Genomic DNA, 25,343 nt, shown 5'->3' with positions numbered 1-25,343 from the left:
CAGCTCCTCACTCTGATCTGGTGGAGGTAGGCGGAGACGAGGATGTCTCGTTCGAGACCCTGACCTGGTGGCGGTAGGAGAAGACGAGGGTGTCCCGTTCGAGGGTGATCCGCTGGGCGGGCTCGCCCCGCTCCCCGGTGACGGGGTCGGCCTCGAACAACTGGATGTCCTCGACGAGTTCGACGCCGTCCACGCGCTGGAGCACCGCGTGCACGTCGCCCGACTGCACCATGCGGCCGAACGGCCAGCCGGTGCCGTATTGGCCGCCGCTGACCGGGTTGAGGAAACCGTACAGTTCGGACAGGGCGCGGGTGTGGACGGCTTCGAGGACCGAATCCGACCTGGCCACCAACTCGGCGACGACGGTGATGCCCTGGTAGTAGGGCGGTTCGACGAGCACGCGGGCTCCGAGGCAGCGCCGTTCGTCGAGGTAGAGCCCGATCTTCCGGACCAGGGCCTTGGACGGCTGCAGATCCTCGAAGACCAGATCGGTGGTGGTCACGGACGGGACGACCAGCACCCGGACGCTCTGGTCGTCGGGCGAGGACAGGCAGTGGATCCGCGCCGCGTCCGGCGCCGCCTCCCTGGCCAGCTCCTCGTAGTCCTCCGTGGTGACGGCGCGGTCTCTGATGCGCAGTTGCAGCGGTCCCCTGGCGGCGGCGTTGGCCACCGACTCGGTCGCGACGCCGCCTGTCGCGGCCTTCCTGTTGACGACCGAGCGGACGAACGGCACCGGTTCGCGCTGCACCGTCAGTACGCCGCGCGTGACGTTGCCGCCGGGCCCGCCGCCGGTGAGGTAACGCGGTATCTGGACGAACGCCCCCTTCTCCGGCACGTCGCCGTACCGGCGCAGCGTCCCGTCCGCCAGCCGGACGGCGGGCCCGAAGACGATCTCACCGGCGGCGCGGTCGACGACCACGTGCCGGTCGCCGGCGCCGGAGGCGGCGAACGAGGTCACCTCGGTCCACTCCTGCGTCCCGCCGTCCGCGTTCACACGGACCACCAGTTTGTCCCCGGTGGCCACGATCGGCGGGCGCAGCACGGTGAAGCGCTGCCCGGGGACGCCTTCCGCCATCCCGACGATCTCGTTCTCGACGGCCTCCGCGTGCAGGGCCGCGATCGTGCCGCCCACCGTTCTGGCGCTGACCGACATCACGTGCGGTGTCACCGCGTACGGCGGCTGGCCCTCCAACGCCTCGACCACCCGGCAGCGCAGCCAGCCCGCGCGGTGCTCGCCCACGACGGAGGCCGCGTGGTCGGCGGGCACGAACACCTCGACCGTGCCGTTGTGGCTCAGCCCGCCGGTCGTGTCGGTGCCGACCTCGCAGGTCGCCCAGTCGTCGGTCTCGCCGTTCCAGTACTGCCATTCGAGCGGCGGGTCGCGCGGATCCACGCCCGCCCCGGCGGCGGCGCAGTCGAACGTGAGGCTGATCGTGCATCCGGGCACGGCGTTCGACAGCCCGAGGTACACGGCGTCGCCCTGGTGCGGAACCCGGGCGAAGCAGTCCGCTCCGGCCCCTTCGGCCAGTTCGTCGTCCCGGTTCACAGGGGCGCCGCCGGCGTGCCCGGTGCAGACGTGGCTGAGCGAGCACGGGACCATCACCAAGTCGTCCGTCGTGGTGAACACGATCGGGTCGCCCGGCTTCTCCACGGCGGTCTTGCTCGCGACCTGGGTGCCCTTCGGGACCACGATCGGCTGCTCCCTGGCCGCCGCCAGCGTGAAGGTGAGGTCGCAGCCGGCCGGCGTCGGCGGGAACAGCCGGACCCCGATGAGATCGAGGAAACGCAGGTAGTGCAGGTCGGTGACCCGGTTGAGCCGGTAGAGGAGCTGGTCGACCATGAACGCGAACGCCTCGACGAGCGTGATGCCCGGGTCGGAGACGTTGTGGTCGGTCCATTCTGGGCAGCGTTCCTGGATGAGCTGTTTGGCCTCGTCCACGAGCAGCTGGAAGTTCCGGTCGTCCAGGTTCGGAGCGGGCAGCGGCATCACGGGCCTCCAGGCGTACTGTCGTGCTGGGGGATGACGTAGAAGGGGAAGACGAGGTTGCGCGGGTCGTTGAACCCCCGGATCTTGTACCTGATGTCGATGAGCAGGATCCCTTCCGCCGCCCGGCCGAAGTCCACTCGGACGTCGCCCAGATCGATGCGGGGCTCCCAGCGTTCCAGCGCGTGCCGCACCTCGGCGGAGATCAGCCCGGCCGTGCCCGCGTTCGCCGGCGCGAACACCAGGTCATGGATCGCGCAGCCGAAGTCCGGCCGCATCGGGCGCTCTCCCGGGCTGGTGCCGAGGATGAGGTGGATGCTCTCGGCGATCTCGCGCTCGGCCCTGACCAGTTCGATGGACCCGGTCCTGTCGATCCGCAGCGGGAAGGCCCAGCCCGCGCCGATGAAGTCCCTGTTCACGATCAGCCTCCGACCATGACCGTCGGGCAACCGAGGAGGACCATCGCGCCGCATCCGGCGCGGTCGCCCACCCGGGCGGCGGGCAGGCCGTTGATGAGCACGGTGGCGCTGCCCGGCCCGACGATGGGCGTGGGCGGGTGCGGTGTCGTGGGCGAGGGGAACGCGCAGGTGTGCATCGTCCCGACGGTGGCGGCGGGCATCCCGCCGATGAGTACGGTCGCCGCCCCCGGCCCCGAGATCACGCCCGGATGGTCGGTCGGGTCGCCGACGCGGGCCGCGAAGCCCATCAGTTGATCCTCACCTGAGCGCCGGTGATCTCCACGTCCGCGTCGCCGGTCACGGTGACCCGGGCGCCTTTGAGCTCCAGCGGCCCGGCGCCCGCGTCGATGCTGATGCCCGTGGCGCCGGTGACCTCGATCCGGCCAGTACGGGCGTCCAGCCGCACGCTCACCTGCCCGTCGCCGGAGGCGAGCAGGACCCCGCCGCCGTCGGTGACCGAGTCGACGAGTTCCAGCCGATGCCCCGCCCGGGAGACCAGGGCGCGGACGTTCACCTTCCCGGTGACGTCGTCGATCACCGAGCACGACAGGCCGGGCGGCGCGTCCTGTCCGTTGAACAGGCCGCCGAGCACGTACGGCTGGTCGAAGTCGCCGTTCTCGAAGCCGACCAGCACCTCGTCCCCGACCTCGGAGGGCAGCACCGCCCCCCGGTCGCTTCCCGCGCCCGCCGCGACCACCCGGGCCCACCCGCTGGTGTAGTCGTCGGCGAGCCACGGCAGGCTCAGCCGTACTCTGCCCTGGCCCGCCGGGTCGTGGATGTCGCTCACGATGGCGGGGACGAGGCCGGTGCCGTTCGGCGGGGAGGTCGGCGGGTCGGCGGGCGCGACCGTGAAGGCGGTGGTGTAACCGGTGGCGCCGGAGAAGGAGTGGCGGGTCGCCGACAGCGTGTACGTCCCCTCGAACGGGGCGCCGACGTCGGTCAGTGTGATCGCGGTGCCCGCGCGCAGCCTGGGATCGCCTCTGACGACGCCGTCCAGTTCGGCCGCAGCCCCGCCCACGCAGGCGGCGAGCGCGTCGGCGGTGGCGTTCACGTCGGCCGGGAGGCGGCGGGTGCTGTCGCCGGCCAGCAGCGGCGGGGCGGCGAACCGTCTGCCGAGGGCGACCGGGTCGGCTCCGGCCACCTGCGACTCGGTGGCGCACGGTGCGGTTCTGGCGCTGATCGCCTGCTTGTTCTGGTAGTCCCAGCCGCGTACCTCGACCTCGGGCACCTGCCCGGCCGAGGTGACGGTGGCGTGCAGGGACAGCAGGGCGCCGCCCGCCGCCACGGTCACGGCCGGTCCCGAAGGCGGGCGGGCCAGCCGGAAGGAGAGCCTGCCGTCGGTGACGCGCACTCTGGCGCCGGTGGTGCGGGCCAGCCGGGACAGGAACTCCCAGTCGCTGAGGCCGCCCTGGTTGAGCTGGGTGCCGGAGGCGCCGCCGACGCCGGGCAGGGGGTCGATGTCGCCGGGTTGCAGGCCCGCGCGATGAGCGATCTTGCGGACGATGTCCGCCACCGACATTTCTGGATATATGGCTACTTGTCGGCCGCGCATGAGCCGGTGGGCCTCGTCCATCCCCCGCACCTCGACGAAGCTTCCGTCGGGGGAGACGTCCAAGGCGACCGAGGTGACCTCACCGGTCATCAGCGGGCGCGGACCGCCCGGGTCCGAGGTCTGCACCCGGAGCCGGACCCGCGCGCCGACGACGAAGCCGCCCTTGGCGAGCACCACCCCGGCGTCGTCGCGGAAACGCAACACGAACAGGTCGGGGAGGTACCCGCTGTCCTCGACGAAACCGGCGGCCAGCCGGACCGCCACGTCGTCGGCCAGCGGGGCGCCCTCGACCTCCACCATGAGGCCGCCGGTGAACAGGTCAGTGCCCACGGGTCAGCTCCTCCACCGTCGGGAGCACCAGCCGGGCACCGGGCCGCAGCCGCATCGGGTCGTCGATGCCGTTCGTCCGCGCGAGCGCCCGCCACAGGGCGGGGTCACCGTACGTGCGATAGGCGACGGCCGCCAGCGACTCACCGGCCACCACCACGTGCACGTCGAAGGCCCCCAGCCCGCCCGAGGTCGGATTCTGCTTCTGCGGGACCCCGGCGATCTCCTCCAGCGTCACCGTGCAGACCGCCCTGATCGGCAGCCCGCCGGGGGTGAACAGGGTGAACCTGGCCGTCACATCGCTCACGAACGCCGTGAACCCGTTCAGCAGCCCCCACCGCAGCACCACCCACGGCGGGCACGACTGCGAGTTGGCCAGCGACTTGTCCGTGGGGACCACGCAGGTGAACAGCTTCTCCACCGAGGTGACGACGCTGTCGTCCATGGTGTCGGCGGCGTCGAAGAACATCTCCAGCGTCAACCGGCACGGGTCCGGACCCTGGAACTGCGGGACACCGCTCAGCCTCGTGTTGCGCTGCGGGCTGCGCCGCCAACGTGCGGCCTTGGTGAACTCCAGCTCGTTCGGGTTGAACTGGAAGCCGACGGTGTCGAAGCCCGCCCCCGGCCGGCCCAGACCGCCGCTCGGCGGGTGCATCAGCTCCAGATAGGCCCGTTCGAGACTGGGCGGCGGCCCCTGCGCGGGGGTTCCCGAGGGCGCGGCGGCGGCGAAGGCGATGGGTGTGGACACGGCTCAGCCTCCCCATCCCGGCCCGAAGAACCCGTGGTGGGCCAGTTCGACCGTCTCCATGGCGGCCGCCGCGGTCTGGGTGTCGAACCGGGGGCCCGTCCACCTCACCGGGACGACGTCGCGCAGCCCCCAGCTCGTGATCAGGTCGCCCGCCAGCGTGCGGGCCTCGATGGTCGCGGTCCGCCTCGCCCCTCCCTGTACGGCACCGGCGAACCACCGGGCGACCTCCTGGGTGGCGGCGGTGACCGGGCGGGTCAGCCGTACGTTCGAGTAGTGCACCCGCGTCGGCAACTGCCAGACGAACCCGTTGTTCCCGCCCTCCACGCGCTGCGTGATCTCGACCTCGCAGCCGAGCCCGTCGCAGCCGTCGAACGTGCCCAGGTCGTGTCCGTCGATCTTGAGGGCGTAACACACCGCCACCGCGATCTCGTCGTTCGCCATCGCCGTCTCCTCAGAACCTTCCGCGCGCGGGCAGACCCCGGCGCTCCCGCTCCAGCCGGAGCTCCGCCCTCAACCTGCGCAGCAGCGGGTCGTAGATCGCCTCCATCAGCTCGTCCACTCTCCAGCGCCCCTCCTCCTCGCTCCGGTGCGTCCGTTCCACAGTCCTCGGTACGGCTGCAGCCGCACTCTGCCCCTCGGGGGTCGGCGCGGTGGGCTGGTCGGGTCGAGGGGATTCGTCGGGCGTGGAGTCGTTCTCCGCCGGATGCGGCAGGTCGGGGGACACCGGCCGCGCCGGTCGGAAGAGACGATTCACCGCCGCAAGGGGTCCGGCGGGCGGGGGCCCGGCGGTAGGTGGTCCGGCCGCAGGTGGTTCGGTGGTGAGGCGTCCGACGGGACGGGGTTCGGCGGGAAGGCCGCGCGCGGGGTCGCCGCAAGTGGGGCGGACGGCGCCGAATCGATCCACACCGAATCGATCCACACCGAATCGCACAGGCTCCGCCCCCAGCGGCGACCGTCCCGGCAAGGAGGGTGCTGCCGCCGCGATCGGCGCGCCGGCCTGGGCTTCCGGCCGTGGCGGTGGGCCGACCTGGTCGGAGGCGCTGGAACGAAGCGGCAGGTCGGGCCAGCCGCGCGTGGTGCGCCGATCAGGCGCGCCCCTTTCGCTCGGCATCCTGCCCTGGTCGGGCATCCGGCCTTGGCCGGGCATGCTGCCCTGGTCGGGCGGGCCGTCCCGCAGACCGGTGAAAGGAGCCGGTGGCAGGTCGGACTGAGCGCCGATCGGCTCACCCAGACCAAGCGGCTGCGAACCCGGGCCGAGCGGCCGCGAGCCCGGGTCGAGCGGCCCTGCCCCGGGCCCGAGCGGCTGCGAACCTGGGTTGGACGGTCGCGAACCTGAGCCAGGCGGCCGTGAACCCGGGCTGAAGGGCTGCGAACGGGGGCTGACCGGCGGCGAACCGGGGCCAAATGGCCGTGCCCCCGGGGCTGGTGGCCGTGAATCCGAGTTGGGCCGGCCTGATCCCGGCACGAATGGCTCTGAACCCGACCCAGGTCGTCCTGAACCGGGATCGGGCGGGCCCGCGCCTGGGCCGGGCAGATCAGAAAGCGGGCGCGATCCAGAGCCGGGCAGGTGGGATGGGTGTGCCCCCGGTTCGGACGAACGCGTGCCCAGAACCGACGGACCCTGATCGGCGCTCAGCGGGCGGGAGGCGAATCTCCCTGGGTCCTGGCCCAGAGGCGGGCGAGTATGCGGGGCGGCGTGGTCGAACGACGGCAGGCCCGAGGCAGCGTGCGGCGACCGTCCCTCCTGGCCGGGCGACCCTCTCTTCGGGCCGGGCGGCCGATTCCCCGGAACCGGCGCCCCCGGAACCGATGGCCGTTCGTCGGAGGCCCGTTCCCGGGACGTGGGTGGTTGTTCTCCGAGGCTGAGGGGGCGCCCATCGCCGACAGGCGGCCGATCGCCGAGAACAGGCGATCGTTCCCTGAGCCCTGGCGCTGTAGGTCGTTGCCCGAGGACGGGGGATCCCTCTCCGAAGGCGGTGGGGGCTCCGAGGGTGGACGGCGGAACAGGGGGCTGCGGGCCGCCCCGGTCGAGGTGGGGAAACCCGGCTGAACGGTCCTGCGGCTGGTCAGGACTTTGGTCCAGATCGTTCTGCGGGAGGTCGGGATTCCCGGGCCGCGGTTCGACGGCGGGTGCGGTCACCGGGAACTCCGGCGGCCGTACCGGCCAGGCGGGGAGTGTCGCGTGGGCGGCGGTCTCAGCATCGCGATCAACCGGAACAGCTACGGCGAGGTCGTGGACGAGCCCGCACGGCGCCTCGGTGCTGAGCCCGTGGGACAGCGGCGCCAGAAAGGACGGATCGCGCCAAGACGCGAGCATCCCGGACGCAGGCGTTCCGGACGCAGGCGTTCCGGACGTGGGCGTTCCGGACCCGGGCATTTCGGCCGTGGACAGCTCAGATGCCAGCAGTTCAGACGTCGGCAACCCGGGCGGCAGCAGTACGCGCGCCAGCAGCAGCGGATGCGGCGGTAGGACGCGGGCGATGGGCGGCAGGCGCCGCCACTCGGCGAGCGGGACGGGCGCGGGCGAGGGGCTGCTGCGCCAGGGCCACCTCATCGCGGGACGTGGGTGTTCATCGCGGCGATCTCGGCCACGAAGCGCCTGCGGTCACCGTGCTCCAGGTCGAGGATCTCGTCGAGCGGCCACTTGAAGTGGTAGGCGACGTAGGAGATCTCCGCGTAGAGCCGGTCCGGGGCGTGGGTCACGATTCCCCCAGGCGGCTGCCGGAGAGATCGACGGCGAACTCGTGCCCGCACCCCGGGCAGGACACGCCCGCCCGCGCGTGCCCCTCGCTGTTGACCTGCCGGTAGAGGTCCTGCAGAAAGGCCAGGTCGGCGGCGAAGAGGTTCTCGATGACCCCGGCGTGGACGTCCGAGACCCCGCCGAGCCGGGTGATCACCCGCCCGAGCAGGACGACGGTGAGGTACGCGGCGTTCTCCCGCACCCGGTCGTCGCGCAGCGGGACGAGCTCGTCCCGGGCGGTGGCCAGGCGCATGACGCCGTCGCGGTGCAGGGTGCCGGACTCGTCGAGGTAGCCGCGCGGCAGCCGGAAGGGGAACTCGGTGCGCAGCGGCGTCTCCTGCGTGACCGCGGTCGAGTGCCGCATGCTCACTCGACCTCCATCTGCTCGTACGTGATGGTGAGGGTCTCGGTGAGCACGTTCGTGTCGCCCGCCTTCATGGAGCTGATCTCCAGGCTCTTCGGCCAGGCGTTGAGGAGCTTGTAGCGCTTGATCGGGTTGTTCTCGAAGTCGTAGACGATGATGGCGCCGCCCTTCCTGGCGTCGGTCATCTTCCCGAACCGCGCGTTCTTGATCCATTGCTCGAAGCTGTTGTCGGCGGTGAGGCCGCGCACCAGGGTGACCTCCCCGGCCTTGGGGCGGCCGGGCAGCTTCTTGACGACGTACTTGCCGTCGGAGGTGTTCTGGCGCAGCTCGATGACGTCCTGCTCCATCCTGAGCCCGGACACCTCGGTGATCTGCTTGATGACGATGCCGTCCACCTCCAGGCCGAAGGAGTGGGCGACCGCGCTGTCGAGATCGGGAAGGGCCATCGTGCGATCCCCCTGCTAGTCGGTGACGAGGCTGACGCCGCTCGCCATCTGGGCGAGCGTGAACATGACGAACTCGGCCGGTTTGACCGGCGCGACACCGATCTCGCAGATGACCATGCCGTCCGCGATGCTCTCCGCAGGGTTGGTCTCACGGTCGCACTTGACGAAGAACGCCTCGTCGGGCGTGAGGCCGAACAACGAGCCCTTGCGCCACTCCATGATGAGGAAGGCCGAGACGGTACGCCTGATCCTGGCCCACAGCGCGTCGTCGTTGGGCTCGAAGACCACCCATTGGGTGCCGTTCAAGATCGACTCGCGGAGGTAGTTCATCAGGCGTCTGACGTTCAGGTACTGCCACTGCGTGTCGTTGCTGAGCGTGCGTGCTCCCCACACGCGGATGCCCCGGCCGGGCAGCAACCGGATGCAGTTGACGCCGATCGGGTTGAGCTGGTCCTGCTCACCGATGGTCAACTGCGACTCCAGGGAGACGGCGCCCATGACGACCTCGTTGGCCGGTGCCTTGACCACGCCCCGGGTGGCGTCGCTACGCGCCCAGATGCCCGCGATGTGGCCGCTCGGCGGGACCCGCCTGCTGCCTTTGGTGTCGGGGTCGAAGACGTTGATCCACGGGTGGTAGAGCGTGGAAAAGGAGCTGTCCAGGCTGAGCTGGCCGTACCACCCGAGAACCTCCTGCGCGTTGAGCCCCGGCGGTACGTCGAGGATCGCCATCCTGTCCTGCATGTTCTGGCAGTGCGCGGCCAGCTCTTTCTGCACCGTCTGGACGCCGAAGTCGTCGAGGGCGCCCTGCTCGTGGGCGTGCATGAGGTCCGGTATCGCGATCATGTTGATGTCGTCGATCGCCGCGAGCCCCCTCAGGCCGGTACGTTGCCCCTCGTCGCCGAGGTAGACGTCGGGGGTCATGGTGGCGGGCACGGCCGGTGGCGCGGGCGGTGTCTTCAGTGTGACGCTCTGCGGTTGCAGTTTGGCCAGCTCGGCGCCGGTCTGTTGCACTGTGACCAGCTTCGACGGCTTGAGTACTTGGGCGAGGGTGCCTTTGCCGGACTTCGGAGGAAACTCGAAGGTCTCCACGGTCTGGCCCTGCCGGACGGTGATCGTGAAATGCTCGTCTGGCGGCTGATCGCCCTCCACAGGCGGCGCCTCGGTGACGTCCACGGTGATGTCCTGGGCGTCGCCGCTCGGCAGTTGCTTGGCCACGATGGTGAAGGGCCCGATCGCCGCCTGTGGCGCGGGGGTCGGCGCGGCGCCGTCCCCGCCGATTCTGATCACGTAGCAGGAGGTGCCACCGTTGAGGAAGAACCCGTAGACGGCGTGCGCGAGCAGCCCGACGGCGAAGGACTTGCCGAACAGGGTCGTGTACTGGGTCCAGTTGGTCACCAGCGTCGGCTCGCTCGGCCCTTGGCTGGCGAACCCGATGAAGGCGGCCACCGACGTGCCCACACCCTCGATCGGGCGGGCCCCCGAGTCGACAGTCTGGACGTAGACGCCAGGCGACTGTGGCTTTTCTTGCATCATCGCCCCTCCTGGGCAGTACGGCGTGCGGTGGGGTGTCCCCTCCTGCTTGTCCCCGTTGCGCCCGGGTGTGGGCAGCACGGCCGGGCGGCCGTCCGGGCGGAGTCGGGCGGCCTTTCGGGCGTAACCGTCAGCTCGGCGGCGTCAGGACGGTGTCGATCAGGTAGAGGTTCGCGTTGGCCGTCTGGATGTTGGCGCAGATGACGGTGGCCGTACCGTTGATCTTGATGGTGTCGCCGCTGGCCTTGGTGGTGATACTGCCGGTCTGCGTGGTGGGCAGGGTCGCGTCGGCCAGGTCGGCCGGGGTCTTACGGCCCTGTACGACGTGGTAGCCGAGCAGCGCGATGACCTTGTTCTGGTCGGTGGGCGGCGGCCCGGACTTGGCGAACGCCGCGTTGACCGGGGCGAACACGGTGACGTCGGTGGCGTTGTTGAAGGTGTCGGTGTAGTTCGCGCTGTTGATGAGGCCCACGAAGCTCGACAACTCGGGCACTCCCGCCATGGCGTCGGCGACCTTCTGCCCGGCCATCGTGCTTCGGCTGCCAGCGCCGGATTGCGGCAGGATGCCGCAGCCTGTGGCCTTCGGCGTACCCGCCGGAGGCGGAGGTGCGACCCCCGGCGTGGGCGTCCTGCCGAATCCGGGTGTCGGGGACGTCGTCTTGGGCGAGGGCGAGGGCGAGGGCGAGGGCGAGGGCGAGGGCGGAGGCGTGGGCGTGGTGGGCGGGGGCGGAGTGGTCTTGGGCGGGATCTGGCCGGGGGGATTCTCCGGACTCTGGCCCGGGGGTTCGGGCGCGGGCGGCGAGAGGTGGAGCGTGTTGGCCGGCGCTGCGGCGGTCATGGCCGCTGTTGCGCAGAGTGCCAGAAAGCCCAACGAAAGCCTCGTACGTCGTTTCATGTGACATACCCCCCGAAAACAGTCGTCAAGGGGAGGTTGACATCTGCAGGGGCCGAACGACCAGCGCAGGTCAGGCAGCCGGAAGGGCGGACAACTCTGCCCTCAGGGGCGCCATGTCCGCCGCGCGACCAGGTAGTCGAAGTCCGTCGGCAGGCTGGTGATCCGGTCCGAGTACCACTCCACGGTGAACGAGCCGTCGCCCTCGCTGCCCACGCACACCCCGGGCATGGCCACCCCGGCCAGCTCGCGCGGGGCGGCGTCCGTCGTGAGCAGGACGACACTGGAGCCGTCGGCGAGCGGCGAGTCGATCCGCACCGGGTCGCCGGTCTCGGTCACGGCCGTGGTGGTGTTCGTCCCGGCCCGATCGGGGTCAGCGGAGTCGACCACGAGCCAGCTGAATCCGATGACCGACGGCGCCGGTGTCAGGTCGAGCGTGGCGACGGTGAAGGCGCCGTCGTTCTTGGCGTCCACCTTGAGCCCGGTGATCGGGGTGTCAGCGGGGCCGGGCAGTTCCACGGTCAGCAGCACCACGGAACCGCTCGTGGCCGTCGAGGCCGGGACGTCCACCCGGTTCTCTCCCGGCTGAAGCGAGCCGGAACCCGACTCGTACTGCAGCCCCTCGACGGTCCCGCTCGGCTGGGTGGCCACGAGATAGCCGAAGTCCATCCCGTCCACCTGGCCGCCGTCGATCGGCTGCACCCGGAAGAACCCCTGGCCCCGGTTGGTCACGCCAAGCGTCCCCGCCGGGCGCCGGTCGCGGGTGCGCGGCTGGCCCATCGTCGCGTTCGCCCACGTGATCCTGGACAGGTCGGGCGTGACGAAGACCTTCGCGGCCTCCGTCAGCCCGGCGACGGCGACGTCGGCGAACCCGCCGCTGATCGTCCCGCTCCCCGCGAGGTACGCCTCGTGCGTACCGGGCGGCGGGACGGGCGGCGGCCGCCGTACCGCGACGAGGACCGCGACGAAGACCAGGGAGAGCACGGCGAGTCCCGCCAGGCCCTTCAACGCCCAGGGCGCGAACAGCGGCCGCGCCACCCGGGCCCCCTCGGCGCGCAGGGTTTCCGAGCCGCCCTCGAACCCGCCCGCCACCGAGAAGGGGATCTCCCGCGCCTCACCGGTGAAGGCGGGCCGTGCGCTCACCCGCAACGGCACCACGGTACGGCCCGGCGCCACCAGCGGCCTGGCCTCCGGCAGCGTGAGGCGCAGCGGCTCCTCGTCGGCGGTGGCGCTGAGGAGTACCCGGCGCACCCGGTTGCCCTGGCTGGTCAGCACGATCGAGTGCCGGGTCGTCCACCGGCCTCTGGAGACCTTGGGCCGCAGCTCGATCCTCAGGTCGTCGAACTCGCCGACGACGCAGCCGCCCTCGGTGAACGCGTACACACCCCGGTTGACCTGGGACGCGGCCCGGACGGAGAACCTCGCCTCACCCGCCGGGACGCTCGCCGAGCGCGGCGGGGCGAAGGTGATCGTGCACGTGGCCGCCTCGCCCGGCTGGATCACGAGTTCGTCCGGCTCGACGCTCGCGTAGCCCGAGGCGTCCCCGTCGAGCTCGATCCCGACCCGTTCGATGCGGGTGCCTCTGTTGCGGACGACGAGCATCGTGGCCGTCCGCTTGCCGGGTGCGGCTGTGACGGTCCGCTCGGACAGCTCGGCGGCGAGCTCGGCGTGCTGCTCGGGCGGCCGCGGCTCCTCGGGCTGCGGCTGCCGGCTCTCCTCCGGCTCCGGGCTCCTGTCCCACGCGAGATATTCGCCGCACTCGACGCAGAACCGGGTGCCGTCCGGGTTGTCGTGGCCGCACTTCCGGCAGATGATGCTCATCCCAGTCCTTCTGCGTGCAGGTCGAGCGGGTCCTTGACCAGCGGTGCCGCCGGCACCGCCAGCTCGGCCATGATCGGGGCGCTGATCATGACGTTGACGAACGGCTGCGGCACGATCTCGGCGGCCAGCCGGTCCTCGCGTGGCGGCCCGGCGGAGACCAGCGCGACCGGCAGCGCCAGCGCGGCCAGCGACCCCGTCAGCAACTCGGCCGGTACGCTCTCACGCGCCAGCAGCCCGCCCAGCAGCGCGCCCAGCAGCCGGTACTCCTCCTCCGGCTCCGGCGCCCAGGCCATGACCAGGTACGACAGGCTGACATAGCGGGGCGGGCGGCGCCGCGCGGTCACGACCCCCTTGGCGTCGAGCTCGTTGAGCACGCCGTGCCGCCGTCGGCCGAGATCTTCACGCACGTCGTAGAGGTAGACGTGCACCGAGGCCGCGTCGCCCTCGTCGGGCGGCAGACCGGGCATGACCGGGACACCGGGCAGCACCTGGCCGACCAGCTCGCGCAGCGCCTGGCCGGCCTCGCCGACCACCCCGTCCGGCGTACTCACAGCAACCCGTTGCGCAGTGCGTAGGCGACCGCGTGCGCCCGGTTGCGCAGGTGCAGCCGCGAGGTGATGTCGTGCAGGACGGTCTTCACCGTACGCTGCGAGTACGACAGGGCGGCGGCGACCTCGGCGGTGTCGTAGCCGTCGGCGATGAGACGCAGCACCTGGATCTCGCGTTCGGCGAGGCCGGTGAGGTTCAGTCCGCGCGGGGCGAGCAGGTCGCCCTGCACCCGGCTGACCTGGGCGAGCAGTTTGCCGAGCAGGTCGGGCGGCAGGGCTCCGGCCCCGTCGACGGCCGACCTGATCACTTCGAGGAGCCGTTCCGGGCTGGCCTCCGCACGGCGCAGGACGCCGGAGACGCCGATCTCCACGACGGCGAGCAGGCCGGTCTCGTCCACGGTCCCGGCGACGACGACCAGTCGCAGGTCGCCGTGGCAGCGCAGCGCCCGCAGGTCGCTGAGCGTCTCCTGGCAGGCGGTGTCGGTGACCACCAGCGCGACGTGCGCGCGTTCCGGAGGCTCGCTGTCCATGATCTCGACTTCGGAGCGGTGTCTGAGCTGGCTCAGCACCCCGGCACGCGAGATGGGGTCGCGGGCTCGCACGACCACCCGGATACGCTCCATCCCGATCTCCATTCGGCGCCCGCTCGTTCTGGCCAGGCGGATACCTCCGAAAATCGCATATTCAGCATTCGGTGGGCGGATGCATCGTCCTCGTGAATACCAGAGTTCGGCCAGCAATCCTTTACCGGAGGATCGTTAATTCTTCGTGGCAGCGGAAATCTATGCACACAGCATCACATTTCACAGGGAGTGGGACATGGCCACATTGAACGTCATAACCGGTATGAACGTGACAGTGCGGTCGATCAATGACACGACGTCCCGATCGATGGGCAGCTCGTTCAACGTCAGCAACGGCTTTCCCGTGACGGGGGTGGCGCTGTCCACCGGCGTCCCGCTGACCGTGCAGATCTCCGCGGACAACAGCAGAGGCGACGGCAACACCTGCAGCTTCGCCGTCTCCGACCCGGAGGGCAACGGGCGCTTCCTCGGCGAGGCCGCCCTGACCTGGGAAGAGGGCGACAGCAGCGTCGGCTGGGTGGAGTTCAGCGGGTTCCCGTTGCGCGCCGACGACGTCAGCCCGGTGCAGGAGTGCAACTACGCCGTCTCACTGACGCACAACACCGACTCCAGCGGCACGGTGGTCGGCGTGCGCGTATTCACCCTGTGATTCACACCGTTCAGAGGAAGAACATATGAGCGAGCCGGACCTGGATACTCTGCCCGATGTGGACGTTCCCGATTCCCTGCCGGAAGGCGGGAACCTGGACACCACGGTCACGCTTTTCACGGCCGATGTGTGCCTGCGATTCAACGGCCGGTCGTGGAAAACGCTCACCGTCAGCGCCCCGGGGCCCGACGAGATCGCGGACCTCATGAATCAATACGTGCTCCGGCTGAACGCCGTACTCGTTTCGCGCGGCTATCCGCCGGGCCTGGCCACGTGGGGGCCGGGCGCCTGCCCCTGATCGTCGGCGATGGTCCGGAAGACGGACATGAAGGCGTCCCAGGCCGCCACACCGACCCGGTCGGCGTGGCGGCCGTCGATCGTGGCGATGACGGCGGCGGACTTGTCCAGCATGTCGAGCCCCGACTCGGTCGGGACGACGAGCTTGGCCCGGCGGTCGCCGGGGTCGTGGCGGCGTTCGACGTAGCCCAGGTCCACGAGTTCGTCCACCAGGGTGCCGATGACCTGTTTGTGCTGTCCGGATCGGGCCGCCAGCGTGGTGGCGCGGGTGCCGTCGCGGTCGAGGTAGGCGAGGACCGCGCCGTGCCTCGGCCGCAGCCGGGGGTGTCCCTGGGCGGCGAGGGCGGTGAACAGCTCCCGCTGGAAGGCGAACAGCACACGGGCGGCCAGCATGCCGAGATCGGGGTCACGCACGGTGTCCGCCCTCCGCGCTGTCACGTTCCGTGATCATGCCTCGGTCACTCTCCGTGGAAAGGGCTTACCGCTGGGCTTGTCGCTGAAAAAAATAGCGCTCGGCCGGAAAACGCTGAAAGAAAATGTCAGGGGCGCCCCGGTAAGCGCGCCCCTTGGAATGCCGGGAACCGGCGCTCGGCGCCAAAGTAAATGATCAGTTGTCGGTGAGCGCGATGAGAATGTGCTCCATGCACGCGTGCCCCGCGCGCTCGGCCGCGGCGGCGTCGCCGGCGGCGATGGCGCGGGCGATGGCGTCGTGCGGGATGTAGCTCTTGTTCAGCGACGTGCCCACCGCCGTGATGCTCGCCCGCAGCGCGGCCGAGAAGTCCTCGTACAGGTCGATCAGCACAAGATTGTGCGTCGCGTGCGCCACCGCCATGTGAAAGGCCAGGTCGGCCTCCACGAACGCGTCCGGGTCGTCGGCCTCCCAGGCGCGGTCGCGCTCGACCAGACGGGCCTCGATGTCGCGGATGTCGTCGTCAGTGCGGCGGGTCGCCGCCAGCCGCGCCGCCTCGACCTCCAACGCGCGCCTGACCTCCAGGATCTCCAGCTGTTCGGCCTGCCGCAGCCGCCTCAGCATGGCCCCGGAAAGCTCGCTCGTCGCCCGCACGTACGTGCCGTCACCCTGACGGCAGTCGAGCAGTCCGGCATGCGTCAGCGCGCGTACAGCCTCGCGTACGGTGTTGCGCCCGACCCCCAACTGCTCGGCGAGCATGGTCTCGGTCGGGATCTTGCCGTTCAGCGGCCACGACCCTGAAGTGATCTGCTCCTTGAGCTGATCGATCACCTGGTCTACGAGCGAAGCTCGCTGCGCCGTACGCAGACTCACAGTCTGCCTCCTCCGGGGAAACCAATCATCCTATGAGTCAATGACTGGTAGACCCTAATTATTCCAGTACGAGAGGCGCAAGTCTAAGGCGCGCGGAAAATACCCGACGCCAAAGGACCCCAGCCACGACATTCGGCTGAGGTCCTCGGGTAAAGCGGGTGGTCAGCTCCCGTGGCTGCTGCGTGTGTGCACGGAGACCCCTGCCATGGCCGAGCGTACACCGGCGGACTCCAGGGCCCTCCGGTAGGCCACTGTCTGCTGCTCGGGGGCATTGACCTCGCCGTACAGGTCGCCGAGCTCACGCCAGGCGCGGGCCGCCTGGCGGTCGGTGCCGTAGGCCGGCCTGGGCAGCGCCGCGAGCAGGTCGCGGGTGCCGTCCAGATGGGGGACCGCGTCGGCGCCGAGCCGCAGCTTCACCTTGGCCAGCACCAGGCTCGCCTCGGCCGCCAGCGGCGAACCGTCGAGCACCTCCAGCGCCCGCGTCGCGTACTCACCGGCCTTGACCAGGTCGTCCGCCCTGAGACGGACGTGCGCGTGCGCGGTGAGGCTCTCACCGTGACGCGACCCCATGCCGGGAAGCGCGGCGAAGACCCGCGTCGCCGCCTCCGCGAGCGCGTCCGCCTCCTCGACCGGTGAGGAGGCCAGCTTGGCCCAGCGCATCGCGATCGTGGCCAGCCGGCAGGCGACCCGCATGGGCCGACCTGCCATGATCGCGTCCTCGGCGAGCCTGACCGCCAGCGCGGAGTCCTCGCCGCCGGCGGCCGCCGTACTGGCCAGCCAGAGCGCGCGGACCTCGCCGGAACGGTCCATAACCTGTGGGACGCCGCTCACCTCAAGCGTCTGCCTGACGTACGTGAGTGCCGCCGAGTCGCCCTCCCCCTGCGTCTCGATCAGCACCGCCGCCAGGTCGATCGCCAGCTCACCCTGCACGATGGAGAGCCTGCTCGCCTGCTTGAGCGCGTGGGCCGCGAGGTCGCGGGCCCGCAGCCGGTCGCCCGCCCGCTGGTAGCAGCGGCTGAGCGCGACGGTCAGCGGCAGGTCGGCGAGCCGTTCGGGATGCGCGGCGGCCTCGCGCCGCAGCCGCTCGAACGCCTCGACGGCCTGGCCGAGCCGCCCCTGGGCCTCCAGCGCCCGCGCACGGCCGAACCGCGCCTGCGCCGTGAGCATGGCGTTCTCCTCGTCGGCCGCCTTCACGATCTCCGTGAAGCGCTCGGCCGCCGAGGCGGGGTCGCCGTGCCGAAGCTCCAGCTCCGCGTGGCGGAGGCCGAGCTCGGTGTCGATGCGCTGCCTGGGCTCGATCCCGTGCAGCAGGAATTCGGTGGTGCAGCCCAGCCTCTCGGCCAGGAGCCGCGCCACAACCGGAGTCGGGGTGCGCTTACCCGACTCGATAAGTGAGACATAACTGTCCGACAGGTCGGGTCCGGCCAGCTGGGCCTGAGACATCCGCCTGTTCAGCCGCAGTCCGCGGACGCGGTCACCGATGGTTCCCTGACTCGGCATCTCATCTCTCAAGGCGGGGAAGGGTCAACAACACGCAATGATTGCATGATGCCGCCGAATCGGGTATCCCCGCCCGAAGAATTTGCTACCGGGAGATTAATCGTCCCCGTCGTCCTTGCCGGGGAAAAGCATCGAGCAGACCTCCAGATACAGGGTCTCCGGATACGGAATGTACTCGACCGTGGACAGAGCCTGGTCCTGGCCGGCCGACTCCAGGATGAACTCACCGTAACCGAGCATGCGTCCCATGAGAGATCGCTGGAAGCTCATGTCGGTCACCTTGCCCAGCGGCATCATGGCGACCTTGCGCGTGATCAGCCCGGTGGTCAGCAGCATCCGCTTGGAGGTCACCACGAAGTAGTCGACCGACCACTCGGCGACCTTCCAGACGAAGCGGATCAGAAGCAGCAACCAGAGCCACCACACGACGACGAGAGTCGTGCCGCCACCCTGGTTGCCGAAGAACGTGCTGAGCAGCCCGGCGATGATCAGGCCGCCGACGACCTCGGCGACCGGGCGAAGCAGTACGGCGGGATGCCGCCGCACCATGATGACCTGATGTTCTTGGGGGAGTAGGTAGCGGTTGACCGACGACGGAGCAGAGTCCCCGTGGGTCACCAGCCTCATGCGAGATTGTTCACGAACTGTGCCAGCGAGTCGGCCGCGTTGAACACGGTGTTGAAAGCCCCTCTGACGGCGCTGGCCGCGTCAGATGGTCGTGCGAACAGGTAGTACGCGACGAACGCGATACCACCGTAGGTGAGGACCTTTTTGACCTGCACTGTCGCCTCCGAACCCACATACCCACTACACCCGCCGTATACGTTACCCACTACGTCCCCGGGGTAAAGCGTAACTTCGCCGGTTAGTTTTGGATCTTGTTAGCCGCGCTCGCTGGCCACGAGCGCGAGGACGTGAAGATGCTTGCGGGCTATCCGCTCGACCAGCCCCGGATGGGCGTAGCCGGTCACCTCCAGCGCACCGTAGTGCGCAGCCTCGACGCAGCGTGTGACGGTGGTCGCGGAGTGGATGCCGGCGAACTCATCGCGCAGCGCCGTCTCGACCTCCGCGTACGGACTCGGATCAGCTTCCTTGCGAGTGTCCATCGTGCTCCCTCACGCCCGCATCCCGGAAAATGGGACGGCTTCCTTACTCCTTGTACCCGTGCGAGTACAGTATGTAACGAAGGAGGGTGTCAGGGAGAAGGAAAGAGTTCTCAGACCACGCCGTAGAGGCGGTCTCCCGCGTCACCGAGGCCGGGGACGATGTAGCCGTTCTCGTTCAGCCGCTCGTCCAGCGCGGCCGTGACCACCCGGATCGGCTTGCCGGAACCCGCGAACGCCCGGTCCATGTAGGCCAGGCCCTCCGGCGCCGCCAGCAGGCACAGCGCCGTCACGTCCTGCGCGCCCCGGTCGAAGAGGAACTGGATCGCCGCCGCCAGCGTGCCGCCCGTGGCCAGCATCGGGTCCACGACGTAGCACTGCCGTCCGGACAGGTCGTCGGGCAGCCGCGTCGCGTACGTCTCCGCCTGCAGCGTCGACTCGTTGCGGATCATGCCGAGGAAGCCGACCTCCGCCGTGGGCAGCAGCCGCGTCATGCCCTCCAGCATGCCGAGCCCGGCCCGCAGGATCGGCACCACCAGCGGGTACGGCCGGGCCAGCCGTACGCCCTTGGCCTCGGCCACCGGCGTCTCGACGGTGACGTCGACCACCCGCACGTCCCGCGTGGCCTCGTAGGCGAGCAGGGTCACGAGTTCGTCGGCGAGCCTGCGGAACGTCGGGGAGTCGGTCCGGACGTCCCGCAGCGTGGTCAGCTTGTGGGCCACCAGGGGATGATCGACGACGAGGGTTTCCATGACGTTCTCCACATGCAGCGAATCGGACAAAGCGTACGTAATCTAGGCCAGGAATTCAGAGCTCGGTTCACATCCCTCGCCTGAGACCCGCTCCATTGTGGACGCTCGCGGGTGGCACCGGGCGGCGTCGGGAAGCCGCGACCCGTGACTGGTCGTTCCCGCGCTCCCTCGCCTCACACACCGACGGCTCGCTGCCGGGCAGGCGTCACGTCGAGCCAACCTCGCGAGAGGGGGACAGGCGCCACGATCTTCGCTCCACGCTCCCCCGTCGGTACGGGTCACCGGCCTGCGCCCCCATTGCCTCGGTCGCGCCCCCGGGCGGTTTCCCGTTCCCTCAACTCCGATCACTTGACCCCACGCGATCACCCCCCAAGCATGAGGATGACGAGGAAAGGACGGCGAATGCGACTGAGAGAGATCGCGGGAACATGTGAGGGCGGGACCTGCCCGGCTGTCTACGACATCGACGCGGACCCGGACCACTGTGGCGTCAGAGGTCACGTCGTTTCAGACCCCGATGCGCCGGTGCACCTCGGCCTGCCCGAAGGAGAAACGGCGGTAATCGTTCCTCGCGCGCTGCTCAGGAAGGCCATCGATGCAGATATCCCCTACGAAATGGCGTGGGGTTACCATCTAAACCAGGCGGTCGGCGAACATATCGTCGTCGTGGATGTCGCCGGCAGCGAGAATCAGCTTGCCGGAGTGCCGGATTTCTAGCTGTTCGACGACACTACCGTCGTCGCCATGCGGTACGACCCGGAGGGTCGTTTCATGGGAGCCGAAAGACTCCCGAATGACAGAACCTCCGAATACATCTCCTACCGCGAGACGGCCATGAGGCGGTCTGAGCCGTTCTCTGAGTTCTGGAAGCGTCACGGCGAAACTTGATCACCGGAAATCTCGGCACCGCGCTGCGGGAACTACGCGAGGCAAGTGGCCGACAGGCCAACACCGTGGCCCGCGGCGCGGCCATGTCCGCGAGCAAGTTGAGCAAGATCGAGCGAGGTCACCTCGCGCCAAGCCCACTGGACGTTGAGCGTATCCTGTCCGCCCTACAGGTCTCAGAAGAGGTCAAGACCAGGTTTACGCAAGCGGCTCGGGCGGCGATGACCGAGGTGACGGCCTGGCGACTCCACCGGCGCTTGTCCCTCCTCTTCTTTCGCCGTTTTCCGACATGCGGCTGGCGCTCGTAGAACTTCCACATTGCGAAGTCAGCACGCGAGATCCGCAGGACATCCGTATCTACGCGGACAAGTTTCGGCTACTTGAATCCGTAGCGCTGTACGACGACGCGATGCGCACCCTCGTCTCGTCCATTCGGCACGAAATGTTGAGAGGACGAGAAACCCCGTAGGGGAATCGGAATCCAGCGCTTACCGTCGGAGCGTGATCGTACTCGGGAGGGAAAGGAAATCGGACGGGTGGGTTATCCGGATCAGCGCGACAGGGCGTGGGCCGTGGCTTGCCAGACGTCACAAACCAGTGGCCCGCACCCGCGCCGCCGCGCCCTCCCTGGCGAAAGCCCGGAGGGACATCCGCGATCAGGGACAGGGCGCGGAGCCCGCCCGCGCTCCCCATCCATGCGACAAGCCGTCGAACACAACCACATGACCCCGCTGACGTCTCGGTGGCGCGGAACGCCCTGCGAGACGCACTCGCGGGCTTCCCGCGCCTGTTGCTGTCCTCCGGGTGAACGGCCACCGGAGAACTGGCGCCCAGGTGGATGCGCGCACGCGGAGTCGCCGAGCGCGAAGCGTCCAGAGGGCTCGGATCGCCGGGTCGTTGGCCGAGGACCTCCTCCGAGACCGGGCCAGGAGCGACGGGCCCGCCACGGTGGACCCCGGTGTGCGTCGTCGGCCAGCCCCAAAGGGCATAAGGGGCAAAGCTATCTTGTGTGGAACGTACCGGTACGATGTGGAACTGCTTTTGATCACAATTTGGTCGGAGCGGCCCACGCCGGGTAAGCAGGTCTGGAACGATGGGGGCCCTAGTGGCTGTCAGGTCAGGGATCGGGTGGGAATGACGATGGCAGACGACGACGCTCTTGACTTCGCCATCGTGATCTACCGTGAGGACGACTGCTGGGACGCCGAACTCCTCCCCGTCGCCCTCACCTCCGACTTCCGTGGCCTCATCCACGCCCTGCGTCAGCAACCCAGCGAAAGCGGCACGATTGGCCTCGTCGCCGTTGGGGATGAGTTCTTCGTGGCGCTGCGCGTTTTCGGGGACCGGGTCGACGTCTTTCTGTCCGACATCACCGCTTCCTGGGACTTCCCCCTGGCCAGGCAGGTGCTCGAATACCTCGACGTACCCGTGCCCGACGAGGACGAACTCGACGACATCCTTCAGGACGAGGACACCGTCCTGCCTGCCGGAGACCTGTCGATCTTCGCCGACCTGGGGCTCGACGAGATGGAACTGGGCATCCTGTCCGGCGACATCGACCTGCTTCCGGAGGACGTGCTCTCCAGCGTCGCCGCACGCCTCGGCTTCTCCGAGCCGTTCGAGCGAGCGATCGAATCGGTTTTCGGCTGACCCCCGGGAGCTCGGACATGGCCACCTTCTCAGCGGCATTCGTCAGAACCGGCAACGGATGGAGCGGGGCGGAGGTCGATCTCAGCTCCGCCGAGATCGTGGACGACCTCGGCGACGCCGTACACGAGAGTCTCGGTCTTGACGGCGACGAACTCGCGCTGCTGTGCGTGGAGGTCGAGGACGAGTGGTTCGCCATCGCCCGCTACACGGGCTCCGAGGAGCCGCGCGTGTTCCTGTCCGACGCCCACGCGGGGCTCAACGACACCCTGGGCGAGCTGTTCGCCGAGTTCGCCGGGGTCGCCCCCGAGACCGAGCCGCCCAGCGGGCTCGGCGTGAAGCCGTCCGGTGACTTCGAGCTGCTGTCCGACCTCGGCGTCTCCGCCGAGGAACTCCTGGAGCTCAGCATGGAGGAGGGCGTGCACCCCGCCGACATCCTGTCCGTCATCGCCGAGCGGCTCACCTTCGCCGACGAACTCGACCGGCTGCGGTGACCCCGTACGAGCCCGCGATGCGGCTGGCGCTGGAGGAGGCCCGCCTCGCCGGTGCCCGGGGGGAGGTCCCCGTGGGGGCCGTCCTGCTGTCGCCGTCCGGTGAGATCCTGGCGCGGGCCGGCAACGACCGCGAATCCACCGCCGACCCCACGGCCCACGCCGAGATTCTCGCGGTACGGCGGGGGGCCGCCGCGCTGGGCACCTGGCGGCTGAGCGGCTGCACCCTCGTCGTGACGCTGGAGCCGTGCACGATGTGCGCCGGGGCACTGGTGCTGTCGCGGGTGGAACGGATCGTGTACGGGGCCGTCGACGAGAAGGGCGGGGCGGTGGGCTCTCTGTGGGACGTCGTCCGCGACCGCCGCCTCAACCATCGACCCGAGGTGGTCATGGGGGTGCTGGCCGAGGAGTGCTCTTCGGTACTAAAAGCGTTCTTCGCCACCCGTCGGATCCGGTAAACTCGTCGGCGGTGGTGTCGCCTAGTGGCCGAGGGCGCACGCCTCGAAAGCGTGTGATGGGGCAACTCATCCGTGGGTTCAAATCCCACCACCACCGCCGTTAAAAGGGCCTCTGACCTGCATAAACGAGTCAGAGGCCCTTTGCTTTCAAGATCATGGGCCAGCGATACTGCGGGCAAGCGCTGCGGCCATCTCTCGCAGCGCCTCCACCTCGTCGGTTTCGGCGATCGTCTTCAGCAGCGGCTGGAACTGCGGGTACAACGCCATCGTGACCGCCCATATCCCGCCCTCGCGCACGCGCCCGTCGTGATGTCGCAGGGCATCCTCGATCACAACGAAGAAACGCTCATCGAACTCCGGCGGCGATCCAAAACCTGCCCGCTCCACCGCCGTCGCTCGATCCTGGGGATCGGAGGCACCACGCACCTCGGCAAGGAGTTCGTCCAGCGACCAGGCGCCCAAACACGCCTCGGCCCTCCCGAACGCATCAGCCACCCCCCCGGCATCCACCCCGGTGATGGTCAGATAGGAGAACCGGACGTCGAAGTCCTCGTAGTAGTGCAGCGCCATCGGCACGTCGTCGGCCCACCACGAAACGTGCAGAGGCTCCTCGAACGAGTCCGGAGCAGAAACGGTCACCGCACGCTGCGGCCAGCCCCACGCTTTCGCAAGCCCCTCCACCGGATCGATGTCACGCCAGCCTCGTGATGGCCGCAACATCAACCGTCGCGAACGCGCCACGTCCACGCCCATCACCGTCCTCACGGATCCTGCCGATCGGACGCATCACGCTATCGCGGCGAGATCCGCTGGATCTCCATCTAGATCATCAACCGAGCGTCCATCCGCCCGTCTGCGAAGCGAACCCGCTGTTCAACCCGAACTGGAACTTCGCCGGACGCGCGGACTCGGGGATCTCAAAGACGATCACGCCCTTCCGGTTGTCTCCGGCGTTCATCGTCACCAGGCCGGGAAACCCCGGCCCCTCACGGACCTCGCCGTAAGTATCCCGGTACTGCTGCCCCTCGGTGTCGATGAGGTAGGCGCCGCTACCCGGGGCGCCGTTGTAGACCGCCTGCCCCTGGTTGGCCAGAGTCACCTGCACGGCCACGTACCGGAACCCGCTCTTGGGCTTGAGGAAGTCGCTGGACGGTGTGGCTGGGGAAAAGACCTGAATGAGCGTCACCGTCACCTTCAGCCCTGGATCAGTGCCCTGCAAGGTGATCGACTCACCCACCTTGGCCGGCTTGGAGCCCTGCTGCTCCACGGCAGGTGGCGCGCTCGTGACCGGTGTCGTGGACTGCACCGGCTGGTCCGCCGCCGGTCCATCGGACGGTTGCGCCTGGGCGGCCGGATCGTCGTTGGTCGGGTTGGCCTGAGTGGTCAGCGAGTCCCGCTCCTGGCCGTCGGTACTGTTGCCGACGCTGATCAGCAACGTCGCGCATCCCCCCAACAGCAGCAGGGGTAATCCGATCGCCAGCACGAGGATCAGCGTCAGGTTGTTGCGCTGACGTGGTGGTGTCGGCGCCCCGTAGCCGGGCCCGGGGCCATACGGCTGCTGGCCATGAGACGGCTGCTGATACGACACGGCATCTCCCTGATCAAGTTGTGGTCCCAAGCGCTGGTGAGACGTCTGACGCGCCAGGTGGGTTCACACGAAGATCACGCGGATTCTCCCCGTCCCTCAAGGGCTCGACCAGGTGCGTTGTGGACGCCGTGATGGCCAGCGGCAAACCGAAGAAGAAGGCGGTCGCCTATCTCTTGGGGGCCGTGGCGTAAGGGACGAGGGGTCTGTGTGCCCTCGCCACGGTCTATGGCGGGTGCGCGCTTGTCACGCTGGTCTTGACGTATTCCACGTCATGAGGAATCTTTCTTGGTGTTGCTCGTTCTCCATCGGAGGTGCAATGAAGCTCCAGTTCGTGCGTTCGACATCCCCGACCAACAACACGTGCCCGACTCTCTTCACCACTGATCGTGGCACGGTCATCGTTCAGGGGTACGTGGTCGTCGATCCCGAGGCTCTCTCGCAGATGGACATCCCCGAAGGGGAGACCTGTGTGGAGGTACCGATGGCGCTTCTAGAGGAGATGCGCGGAGCCTTTGCCGATGCTGCTCGATGAAGCGGGTATGGACGCCTGGATCGAGGACCATTTCACCCGGACCGCGTTCAGGCTGGAGGTCCTGCCCCAGTACACGGTGGACTCTGACCAGGGCAATGTCGCCGCCTATCTGGCCGGTGAGTCGGAGCCGAGTTGGGCCCGTGGCGGCCCTTGGTTCGATCAGCT

Annotated in this window: 34 protein-coding genes and 1 tRNA gene; 11 read left to right on the top strand and 24 right to left on the bottom strand. The window is 69.2% G+C overall.

Features of this window, described 5'->3' with window-relative positions; translation table 11 throughout:
* Positions 1-7: 7 nt before the first annotated feature.
* From ABD120_RS05955 to ABD120_RS05885, 15 genes are all read right to left on the bottom strand, one after another.
* The gene (locus ABD120_RS05955; protein WP_343948675.1) at positions 8-1,987 is read right to left on the bottom strand and encodes a putative baseplate assembly protein; all 1,980 of its coding nucleotides are present in this window, start codon (positions 1,985-1,987) and stop codon (positions 8-10) included.
* A complete protein-coding gene (locus ABD120_RS05950) occupies positions 1,987-2,403 on the bottom strand; it encodes a GPW/gp25 family protein (RefSeq protein ID WP_343948674.1) in 417 nt (138 codons plus the stop codon). Before ABD120_RS05950 ends, ABD120_RS05955 begins: the two co-directional genes overlap by 1 nt.
* A gap of 2 nt (positions 2,404-2,405) precedes the next feature.
* Positions 2,406-2,690 (bottom strand): PAAR domain-containing protein, encoded by a 285-nt coding sequence (locus tag ABD120_RS05945; RefSeq protein ID WP_343948673.1) that lies wholly within the window; start codon positions 2,688-2,690, stop codon positions 2,406-2,408.
* Positions 2,690-4,324, bottom strand: coding sequence for a VgrG-related protein (locus ABD120_RS05940; protein WP_343948672.1), 1,635 nt, complete (start codon positions 4,322-4,324; stop codon positions 2,690-2,692). Before ABD120_RS05940 ends, ABD120_RS05945 begins: the two co-directional genes overlap by 1 nt.
* Complete coding sequence (locus ABD120_RS05935; protein ID WP_343948671.1) at positions 4,314-5,069, bottom strand: CIS tube protein; 756 nt, start codon at positions 5,067-5,069, stop codon at positions 4,314-4,316. Before ABD120_RS05935 ends, ABD120_RS05940 begins: the two co-directional genes overlap by 11 nt.
* A 3-nt stretch (positions 5,070-5,072) precedes the next feature.
* Positions 5,073-5,510, bottom strand: a complete 438-nt coding sequence (locus ABD120_RS05930; protein WP_343948670.1) for a phage tail protein — start codon at positions 5,508-5,510, stop codon at positions 5,073-5,075.
* A gap of 10 nt (positions 5,511-5,520) precedes the next feature.
* Positions 5,521-5,823, bottom strand: coding sequence for a hypothetical protein (locus ABD120_RS05925; protein WP_343948669.1), 303 nt, complete (start codon positions 5,821-5,823; stop codon positions 5,521-5,523).
* A 1,796-nt stretch (positions 5,824-7,619) separates the two neighbouring features.
* Positions 7,620-7,772 (bottom strand): DUF6760 family protein, encoded by a 153-nt coding sequence (locus ABD120_RS05920; RefSeq protein WP_343948668.1) that lies wholly within the window; start codon positions 7,770-7,772, stop codon positions 7,620-7,622.
* Positions 7,769-8,173, bottom strand: coding sequence for a hypothetical protein (locus tag ABD120_RS05915; RefSeq protein ID WP_343948667.1), 405 nt, complete (start codon positions 8,171-8,173; stop codon positions 7,769-7,771). Before ABD120_RS05915 ends, ABD120_RS05920 begins: the two co-directional genes overlap by 4 nt.
* Positions 8,174-8,175: 2 nt before the next feature.
* Positions 8,176-8,619, bottom strand: coding sequence for a phage tail protein (locus ABD120_RS05910; protein ID WP_343948666.1), 444 nt, complete (start codon positions 8,617-8,619; stop codon positions 8,176-8,178).
* 15 nt (positions 8,620-8,634) lie between these two features.
* On the bottom strand, positions 8,635-10,152 hold the full coding sequence (locus ABD120_RS05905) for a phage tail sheath family protein (RefSeq protein ID WP_343948665.1): 1,518 nt from the start codon (positions 10,150-10,152) through the stop codon (positions 8,635-8,637).
* A gap of 127 nt (positions 10,153-10,279) precedes the next feature.
* Positions 10,280-10,678: a fasciclin domain-containing protein gene (locus ABD120_RS05900; RefSeq protein ID WP_343948664.1), complete on the bottom strand. Its 399-nt coding sequence runs from the start codon at positions 10,676-10,678 to the stop codon at positions 10,280-10,282.
* Between the two features lie 468 nt (positions 10,679-11,146).
* A complete protein-coding gene (locus ABD120_RS05895; protein ID WP_343948663.1) occupies positions 11,147-12,862 on the bottom strand; it encodes a zinc-ribbon domain-containing protein in 1,716 nt (571 codons plus the stop codon).
* The gene (locus tag ABD120_RS05890; RefSeq protein ID WP_343948662.1) at positions 12,859-13,413 is read right to left on the bottom strand and encodes a Pvc16 family protein; all 555 of its coding nucleotides are present in this window, start codon (positions 13,411-13,413) and stop codon (positions 12,859-12,861) included. Before ABD120_RS05890 ends, ABD120_RS05895 begins: the two co-directional genes overlap by 4 nt.
* Positions 13,410-14,033 carry a helix-turn-helix transcriptional regulator gene (locus ABD120_RS05885; RefSeq protein ID WP_343948661.1) on the bottom strand — a complete coding sequence of 208 codons (624 nt, stop codon included), beginning with the start codon at positions 14,031-14,033 and terminating at the stop codon, positions 13,410-13,412. The genes ABD120_RS05890 and ABD120_RS05885 overlap by 4 nt, the downstream gene beginning before the upstream one ends.
* Before the next feature lie 223 nt (positions 14,034-14,256).
* Here ABD120_RS05885 and ABD120_RS05880 point away from each other — a divergent pair, with 223 nt between their 5' ends.
* The gene (locus ABD120_RS05880) at positions 14,257-14,643 is read left to right on the top strand and encodes a hypothetical protein (protein ID WP_343948660.1); all 387 of its coding nucleotides are present in this window, start codon (positions 14,257-14,259) and stop codon (positions 14,641-14,643) included.
* Between the two features lie 25 nt (positions 14,644-14,668).
* On the top strand, positions 14,669-14,941 hold the full coding sequence (locus ABD120_RS05875) for a hypothetical protein (RefSeq protein WP_343948659.1): 273 nt from the start codon (positions 14,669-14,671) through the stop codon (positions 14,939-14,941).
* On the opposite strand, the gene ABD120_RS05870 is transcribed toward ABD120_RS05875, so the two are convergent.
* The 7 genes from ABD120_RS05870 to upp form a co-directional block, all read right to left on the bottom strand.
* Complete coding sequence (locus ABD120_RS05870; RefSeq protein WP_343948658.1) at positions 14,896-15,378, bottom strand: MarR family winged helix-turn-helix transcriptional regulator; 483 nt, start codon at positions 15,376-15,378, stop codon at positions 14,896-14,898. The genes ABD120_RS05875 and ABD120_RS05870 overlap by 46 nt on opposite strands.
* A gap of 169 nt (positions 15,379-15,547) precedes the next feature.
* Positions 15,548-16,222: a FadR/GntR family transcriptional regulator gene (locus tag ABD120_RS05865; RefSeq protein ID WP_343948657.1), complete on the bottom strand. Its 675-nt coding sequence runs from the start codon at positions 16,220-16,222 to the stop codon at positions 15,548-15,550.
* A 162-nt stretch (positions 16,223-16,384) separates the two neighbouring features.
* Entirely contained in the window at positions 16,385-17,722 is a 1,338-nt protein-coding gene (locus ABD120_RS05860) for a helix-turn-helix domain-containing protein (protein WP_343948656.1), read from the bottom strand.
* Between the two features lie 96 nt (positions 17,723-17,818).
* Positions 17,819-18,349 (bottom strand): PH domain-containing protein, encoded by a 531-nt coding sequence (locus tag ABD120_RS05855; protein WP_343948655.1) that lies wholly within the window; start codon positions 18,347-18,349, stop codon positions 17,819-17,821.
* On the bottom strand, positions 18,346-18,522 hold the full coding sequence (locus ABD120_RS05850; RefSeq protein ID WP_343948654.1) for a hypothetical protein: 177 nt from the start codon (positions 18,520-18,522) through the stop codon (positions 18,346-18,348). The genes ABD120_RS05855 and ABD120_RS05850 overlap by 4 nt, the downstream gene beginning before the upstream one ends.
* Positions 18,523-18,603: 81 nt before the next feature.
* Positions 18,604-18,828 carry a hypothetical protein gene (locus ABD120_RS05845; protein WP_343948653.1) on the bottom strand — a complete coding sequence of 75 codons (225 nt, stop codon included), beginning with the start codon at positions 18,826-18,828 and terminating at the stop codon, positions 18,604-18,606.
* 110 nt (positions 18,829-18,938) lie between these two features.
* Positions 18,939-19,577: a uracil phosphoribosyltransferase gene (upp, locus tag ABD120_RS05840; protein WP_343948652.1), complete on the bottom strand. Its 639-nt coding sequence runs from the start codon at positions 19,575-19,577 to the stop codon at positions 18,939-18,941.
* Positions 19,578-19,979: 402 nt separating this feature from the next.
* On the opposite strand from upp, the gene ABD120_RS05835 reads away from it, so the two are divergent.
* The 7 genes from ABD120_RS05835 to ABD120_RS05815 all read left to right on the top strand — a co-directional run bounded on the left by ABD120_RS05835 (position 19,980) and on the right by ABD120_RS05815 (position 23,155).
* Positions 19,980-20,294 carry a hypothetical protein gene (locus ABD120_RS05835; RefSeq protein ID WP_343948651.1) on the top strand — a complete coding sequence of 105 codons (315 nt, stop codon included), beginning with the start codon at positions 19,980-19,982 and terminating at the stop codon, positions 20,292-20,294.
* On the top strand, positions 20,295-20,465 hold the full coding sequence (locus ABD120_RS39715; RefSeq protein WP_425563938.1) for a DUF6879 family protein: 171 nt from the start codon (positions 20,295-20,297) through the stop codon (positions 20,463-20,465).
* Positions 20,466-20,530: 65 nt separating this feature from the next.
* Positions 20,531-20,770: a helix-turn-helix domain-containing protein gene (locus tag ABD120_RS39710; protein ID WP_425563937.1), complete on the top strand. Its 240-nt coding sequence runs from the start codon at positions 20,531-20,533 to the stop codon at positions 20,768-20,770.
* 826 nt (positions 20,771-21,596) lie between these two features.
* Positions 21,597-22,112 (top strand): tRNA adenosine deaminase-associated protein, encoded by a 516-nt coding sequence (locus tag ABD120_RS05830; protein ID WP_343948650.1) that lies wholly within the window; start codon positions 21,597-21,599, stop codon positions 22,110-22,112.
* A 17-nt stretch (positions 22,113-22,129) separates the two neighbouring features.
* Complete coding sequence (locus tag ABD120_RS05825; RefSeq protein WP_343948649.1) at positions 22,130-22,603, top strand: tRNA adenosine deaminase-associated protein; 474 nt, start codon at positions 22,130-22,132, stop codon at positions 22,601-22,603.
* Positions 22,604-22,620: 17 nt separating this feature from the next.
* Entirely contained in the window at positions 22,621-23,058 is a 438-nt protein-coding gene (gene tadA, locus ABD120_RS05820) for a tRNA adenosine(34) deaminase TadA (RefSeq protein WP_343948896.1), read from the top strand.
* Between the two features lie 10 nt (positions 23,059-23,068).
* Positions 23,069-23,155 (top strand) — tRNA-Ser (locus ABD120_RS05815).
* Positions 23,156-23,211: 56 nt separating this feature from the next.
* Here ABD120_RS05815 and ABD120_RS05810 read toward each other — a convergent pair.
* Complete coding sequence (locus tag ABD120_RS05810) at positions 23,212-23,805, bottom strand: hypothetical protein (RefSeq protein WP_343948648.1); 594 nt, start codon at positions 23,803-23,805, stop codon at positions 23,212-23,214.
* Positions 23,806-23,887: 82 nt separating this feature from the next.
* Positions 23,888-24,646 (bottom strand): DUF4352 domain-containing protein, encoded by a 759-nt coding sequence (locus tag ABD120_RS05805; RefSeq protein ID WP_343948647.1) that lies wholly within the window; start codon positions 24,644-24,646, stop codon positions 23,888-23,890.
* Positions 24,647-24,962: 316 nt separating this feature from the next.
* On the opposite strand from ABD120_RS05805, the gene ABD120_RS05800 reads away from it, so the two are divergent.
* Together ABD120_RS05800 and ABD120_RS39705 are read left to right on the top strand one after the other, a co-directional pair.
* Entirely contained in the window at positions 24,963-25,178 is a 216-nt protein-coding gene (locus ABD120_RS05800; RefSeq protein ID WP_343948646.1) for a hypothetical protein, read from the top strand.
* Positions 25,165-25,343: DUF6879 family protein (locus ABD120_RS39705; protein WP_425563936.1), on the top strand; the 179-nt coding region annotated here is incomplete at its 3' end. The genes ABD120_RS05800 and ABD120_RS39705, both read left to right, overlap by 14 nt.

Source organism: Nonomuraea longicatena, assembly GCF_039525605.1.
GTDB lineage: Bacteria > Actinomycetota > Actinomycetes > Streptosporangiales > Streptosporangiaceae > Nonomuraea > Nonomuraea longicatena.
Note: the sequence above shows the minus strand (reverse complement) of the source record. Positions and strands in the feature narration are given on the sequence as shown.